Origin of the sequence: Streptomyces murinus, assembly GCF_002154555.1 — a bacterium.
Taxonomy (GTDB): Bacteria; Actinomycetota; Actinomycetes; order Streptomycetales; family Streptomycetaceae; genus Streptomyces; species Streptomyces murinus.
Genome location: NZ_MUNF01000535.1, coordinates 1 through 5,625, shown reverse-complemented (window position 1 = coordinate 5,625; position 5,625 = coordinate 1). Strand labels below are relative to the sequence as shown.

General features: G+C 71.7%; 6 protein-coding genes. 4 read left to right on the top strand and 2 right to left on the bottom strand.

Features of this window, described 5'->3' with window-relative positions:
* Nucleotides 1-578 precede the first annotated feature (578 nt).
* From ettA to CCN72_RS29055, 3 genes are read left to right on the top strand one after another with little or no spacing between them, the layout of a single operon-like run.
* On the top strand, nucleotides 579-2,243 hold the full coding sequence (gene ettA / locus CCN72_RS29065; protein WP_086810910.1) for an energy-dependent translational throttle protein EttA: 1,665 nt from the start codon (nucleotides 579-581) through the stop codon (nucleotides 2,241-2,243).
* A gap of 6 nt (nucleotides 2,244-2,249) precedes the next feature.
* Nucleotides 2,250-2,672 (top strand): acyl-CoA thioesterase, encoded by a 423-nt coding sequence (locus CCN72_RS29060; RefSeq protein WP_086810908.1) that lies wholly within the window; start codon nucleotides 2,250-2,252, stop codon nucleotides 2,670-2,672.
* Nucleotides 2,669-3,361, top strand: coding sequence for a DUF8185 domain-containing protein (locus CCN72_RS29055; protein ID WP_086810906.1), 693 nt, complete (start codon nucleotides 2,669-2,671; stop codon nucleotides 3,359-3,361). Before CCN72_RS29060 ends, CCN72_RS29055 begins: the two co-directional genes overlap by 4 nt.
* Nucleotides 3,362-3,385: 24 nt before the next feature.
* Here CCN72_RS29055 and CCN72_RS29050 read toward each other — a convergent pair whose 3' ends face one another.
* Nucleotides 3,386-3,790, bottom strand: coding sequence for a globin (locus tag CCN72_RS29050; protein ID WP_085564778.1), 405 nt, complete (start codon nucleotides 3,788-3,790; stop codon nucleotides 3,386-3,388).
* Nucleotides 3,791-3,870: 80 nt separating this feature from the next.
* Here CCN72_RS29050 and CCN72_RS29045 point away from each other — a divergent pair, with 80 nt between their 5' ends.
* On the top strand, nucleotides 3,871-4,842 hold the full coding sequence (locus CCN72_RS29045; RefSeq protein ID WP_086810904.1) for a methyltransferase domain-containing protein: 972 nt from the start codon (nucleotides 3,871-3,873) through the stop codon (nucleotides 4,840-4,842).
* Between the two features lie 25 nt (nucleotides 4,843-4,867).
* Here CCN72_RS29045 and CCN72_RS29040 read toward each other — a convergent pair.
* Nucleotides 4,868-5,625, bottom strand: a 758-nt coding sequence (locus tag CCN72_RS29040; RefSeq protein WP_143664234.1) for an FHA domain-containing protein, incomplete at its 5' end; no start/stop codon positions are given.

Genomic DNA, 5,625 nt, shown 5'->3' with positions numbered 1-5,625 from the left:
CCGGCCACCGGCCACACCTCGTACGGACCGCTCCCCGTCCCCCCCAGCCAACCGGCCCACAGCCCCGCCGCGACGACCCCCATCCCGAGCATCCACACGCACTGCCCGGCCGACTTCTTCCACCACACTCCTCGACGCATACCCGAAGCGTCACCCCCGGCCCTCGCGCCCGCGCAGCGCGCGCGTACTCACCGCGCCCCCGTACTCCTACTCACTCGCCCCCTCCACGAAGTCCCGGGGGCAATCGGCCCTACGAACGCGCGGCGAACTTCCCGCGCGCGACCATGAGGGCAATCCATCCGGACGCCATCACGAGCGCGCCCACCACGGTCAACCGACCACTGAACCGGACGCCGAAAGCTGCCAAGGAGGCCCCCAGCATCGCCATGGCGGCGGCGGCCGACTCGGCACGAAGCCGGGGAGCGGAACGCCCGCTCGCCGACGGCTTGATGAGCTGACGGCCGAGAAGCCCCAGGTCAGCGCCCCCGACCATAACGAGTTTCCGCACAGGGGTGGCCGTACGGCAAGATGGGGTGTATCTGCCCACTGCCAGATTTCAAGCTGCCGGACGGTTTCTCTTGGCTGAGTTCATTTACACCATGCGCAAGGCGCGCAAAGCGCACGGCGACAAGGTGATCCTCGACGACGTCACCCTGAACTTCCTGCCGGGTGCCAAGATCGGCGTCGTCGGTCCGAACGGTGCCGGTAAGTCGACCGTGCTGAAGATCATGGCCGGGTTGGAGCAGCCGTCCAACGGTGACGCGTACCTGTCGCCCGGCTACACCGTCGGCATCCTGCTCCAGGAGCCCCCGCTCGACGAGGACAAGACGGTCCTGGAGAACGTCCAGGACGGCGTCCGCGAGGTCAAGGGCAAGCTCGACCGGTTCAACGAGATCGCCGAGCAGATGGCGACCGACTACTCGGACGCGCTGCTGGAGGAGATGGGCAAGCTCCAGGAGGAGCTGGACCACGCCAACGCCTGGGACCTCGACGCCCAGCTGGAGCAGGCCATGGACGCGCTCGGGTGCCCCCCGGGCGACTGGCCGGTCGTCAACCTCTCCGGTGGTGAGAAGCGCCGCGTCGCGCTCTGCAAGCTGCTCCTGGAGCAGCCCGACCTGCTGCTCCTCGACGAGCCCACCAACCACCTCGACGCCGAGTCGGTGAACTGGCTGGAGCAGCACCTGGCCAAGTACCCGGGCACCGTCGTCGCCGTCACCCACGACCGGTACTTCCTGGACAACGTCGCCGGCTGGATCTGCGAGGTCGACCGCGGCCGTCTGCACGGCTACGAGGGCAACTACTCCAAGTACCTGGAGACCAAGGCCGCCCGCCTCAAGGTCGAGGGCCAGAAGGACGCCAAGCGGCAGAAGCGCCTCAAGGAGGAGCTGGACTGGGTGCGGTCCAACGCCAAGGGGCGTCAGGCCAAGTCCAAGGCCCGCCTCGCCCGGTACGAGGAGATGGCCGCCGAGGCCGACAAGATGCGGAAGCTGGACTTCGAGGAGATCCAGATCCCGCCGGGCCCGCGCCTGGGCAACGTCGTGGTCGAGGTCGAGCAGCTGAACAAGGCCTTCGGCGAGAAGATCCTCGTCGACGACCTGTCCTTCACGCTGCCGCGCAACGGCATCGTGGGCGTCATCGGCCCGAACGGCGCCGGCAAGACCACGCTCTTCAAGATGATCCAGGGTCTGGAGACCCCCGACTCCGGCAGCATCAAGGTCGGCGACACCGTCAAGGTCTCCTACGTCGACCAGGGCCGCGCCAACATCGACCCGAAGAAGACGCTGTGGGAGGTCGTCTCCGACGGGCTCGACTACATCAACGTCGGCCAGGTCGAGATGCCCAGCCGCGCCTACGTCTCCGCCTTCGGCTTCAAGGGCCCCGACCAGCAGAAGCCGGCCGGCATCCTGTCCGGCGGTGAGCGCAACCGCCTCAACCTCGCGCTCACCCTGAAGCAGGGCGGCAACCTGCTGCTCCTCGACGAGCCCACCAACGACCTCGACGTCGAGACCCTCTCCAGCCTGGAGAACGCGCTCCTGGAGTTCCCCGGCTGCGCCGTCGTCGTCTCCCACGACCGCTGGTTCCTCGACCGGGTCGCCACCCACATCCTCGCCTACGAGGGTGACTCCAAGTGGTTCTGGTTCGAGGGCAACTTCGAGTCGTACGAGAAGAACAAGGTCGAGCGCCTCGGCGCGGACGCCGCACGTCCGCACCGGGCGACCTACAAGAAGCTGACCCGGGGCTGATCGGTCTTGCGCCACACCTACGCGTGCCCGCTGCGCTGGTCCGACATGGACGCCTACGGCCATGTCAACAACGTGGTCTTCATGCGCTATCTGGAAGAGGCCCGGATCAACTTCCTGTTCCGTCCGGACAAGGACTTCCAGCAGGGCTCCGTGGTGGCGCGCCATGAGATCGACTACAAGCGCCAGCTCGTCCACCGGCACCACCCGGTGGACATCGAGCTGTGGATCACCGAGATCCGGGCCGCGTCCTTCACCATCGCCTACGAGGTGAAGGACGCGGACGTGGTCTATGTGCGGGCCTCGACCGTCGTCGTACCGTTCGACTTCGAGGCACAGCGGCCGCGCCGGATCACCTCCGAGGAGCGCGAGTTCCTCCAGGAGTACCTGGAGAAGGCCGGCGCCGAAGAGGGCGAGGCCGTCGCGGCATGACGGTGCTGCACCTCGTGGACGAGACGGAGGCGGCGGACCTCGCCGCCTTCCTCGCCCGGCTGCTCCACTACGACCGCGGTGCCGCGGTACGCCTCCAGGCGGCCGGCACCGCGCTCGCCGTCTTCGGCCGGCCGCCGTCCTTCGAGGTGCTCGCGGTACGCGCGGTACGGCTCGCGAAGCCGTACGAGGACGGTCTCCGTGTCACTCTCGACGTCACCGTCTCCGCGGGCGAACTGCTGGAGTCGGTGTCCGAGCGGGCGGCCACCGCGGCCGTGCCGGGCGCGGTCACCGGGCCGCCGTGGGCCGGTGTGCTGCCGCCGCGCGGCGGCTGGCGGACCGAGCCGGGGCTGCCGGCACCGGACGCGCTACGGGCGACGGTCGCCGCGGCGGTCGGTGAATTCCGGGCGCGCAGCGAGGAGTTGGCGCCCGAGCGACGCAACCGCGCGGAGCTGGACCGGATCGGGCGGGACATCTGGTCCCGCGAGATCGGGCACACCCGGCTGCCCGTGCGCGCCGTGCACGCGGCACAGTCCCTGGGCTTCCTGCGCCCGGGCACCGAGGCGGCCGACACCGGCCTGCTGTCCTCGGGCGCGTGGCTGCGGCTGCGCACGCCGTACGGCTCGATCGCGGTACGGCGGGCCGGGGCGCTCGACCCCCTCGGGGCGCTGGGCGTCAGCGTCGGCGGCTGAACCGCCGCCGGTCCGACAAGGGGCTCAGTCCGCGGTGTTGATCATCGAGGCGGCGGCGTACGTCAGGTAGTTCCACAGCGTCCGCTCGTGCTCCTCGGACAGGCCCAGGTCGTCCACGGCGGCCCGCATGTGCCGCAGCCAGGCGTCGTGCGCCGCCCGGTCCACCGCGAAGGGCGCGTGCCGCATCCGCAGCCGGGGATGGCCGCGGCGCTCGCTGTAGGTGGAGGGGCCGCCCCAGTACTGCATCAGGAAGAGCCGCAGGCGCTCCTCCGCCGGGCCCAGATCCTCCTCCGGGTACATCGCCCGCAGCTCGGGGTCCTCGGCGACCCCCTCATAGAAACGGTGGACGAGCCGGCGGAAGGTGTCCTCCCCGCCGACCTGCTCGTAGAAGGTCTGCTCCTGAAGCGTGCCGCGCCGAATCTCATTCACCCGTCCATGGTCTCAGACGGGACGGCCCACGACTCAAGTCCTAGGACCAGCGAGAAGATCGGGGGTTCTAGGGTGGTCCCATGGGTGCCTACGACACCGGGGAACTCGCCGCCGCGGCGCGGGCCGGGATGGTGCGGGAGATCGCGGCGGAGGGCGCCTTCGCGGCGGACCCCAGATGGCGGGAGCCGTTCGCGCGGGTGCCCCGACATCTGTTCGTGCCGTACTACTTCGTCGCCGGGCCGCGCGGCTACGAGCGGCGCTGGGGCGAGAGCCCCGACCCCCGGGCCCGGGAGCGCTGGGTGCGCGGCGCCTACGCGGACGAGCCGCTGGCCACCCGGCTGCGCGACGGCGAGCTGCTGTCCTCCAGCAGCCAGCCCTCCCTGATGGCCCGGATGCTGGCCGCGCTGCGCGTCGAGGACGGCGACCGGGTCCTGGAGGTGGGCGCGGGCACCGGATACAACGCGGCCCTGCTGGCCGAGCGGCTCGGCGACGACGATCTCGTCACCAGCGTGGAGCTGGAGCCGGAGATCACCGAGTCGGCGCGGGCGCATCTGGCCGCGGCCGGGTACCGTCCGACGGTCGTCACCGGGGACGGGGCGCGCGGGGTGCCCGGACGCGCCCCCTTCGACCGGATCATCGCGACCTGCGCGCTGCCCACGGTGCCGCGCGCCTGGCTCGCCCAGTGCCGCCCCGGCGCACGCGTCCTGCTGCCGCTGGCGACCGGACTGCTCGCGCTCACCGTGCGGGACGCGGAGCACGCCGAGGGCCGTTTCCTCGGCACGGCCGCCTACTTCGTGCCGCTGCGCGGCCAGGCCCGTGCCGAACCCGAGGGCGTCTGCTGCGCGGGGCTGCCGCGCAGGGTCCGTGAGCAGGACACCTTCCGCTTCCTGCTGGCGCTGAGCCGAGGCGCGCTCGACCCGCGGGAGGCGTACACGCTGTGGGAGCGCGAGCAGGAACCGGAGCGCGAACGGTACGGCGTCACGCTCGCCGGTGAGCACGGCTGGGCCTGGCTGGACGACCCGGAGGGGCCGTACGCCTGGCCCCTCCCGTGACCGCCTTGCCGCCGGACCTCGGGTTTCAGCTCCGGCGGACCGTGATCGTCGTCCAGGCGCCCACATGCACCCGGTCGCCGTCGCGCAGCGGAACCGGCACGAACGGCTGGATCGGCTCCTCCGACATGTTGACCGTGGTGCCGTTGGTCGAGTTCTGGTCGACCACCGCCCAGCTGCCGTCCGGCTGCTGCACCAGCATCGCGTGCTGGTGCGAGACGCCCGGGTCCTCCGGCGGCACGGCCAGGTCGATGTCCGGGGTGTCGCCGGTGGAGTGCCGGCGGCGGCCGATCGTCACCTGGTCGCCGGTGAGGGTGCGCTGCTGCTCGGGGGAGTACGCGGGCAGGTTCAGGCCCGTGGCCTCGGGGCCGGAGCGGTGCATCATCGCCATGAAGTACTCGCGGTCCGGGCCGATGGTCGCGGTCCAGGTGGACTGACCCGGGGCGTCCGGGAAGCCCGGGCCCGCGGGGGCCTGCTGGAAGCCGGGGTGCGCGGGGGCCTGGGTGCCACCGGGCTGGGGGTAGCCGTACCCACCGCCCTGGCCGGGGCCCGAGGGGTTGGCGGACGACGGCGGGGAGATCACCCAGTCGTCGTCACCGCCGCCGAAGGAGGGACCGCCGGAGCCGGGACCACCGGAGCCCGGTCCGCCACCGGGACCGCCGAAGGGGCCGCCCTGCGGACCGCCGGCCGGGGGACGCCCGGTCTCCTGCGGGAACGCGGGGGGCGCGGGCGGGCCACCGGCCGCCGACGGGAACGCCTGCGAAGCGCCACCGGGACCCTGACCGG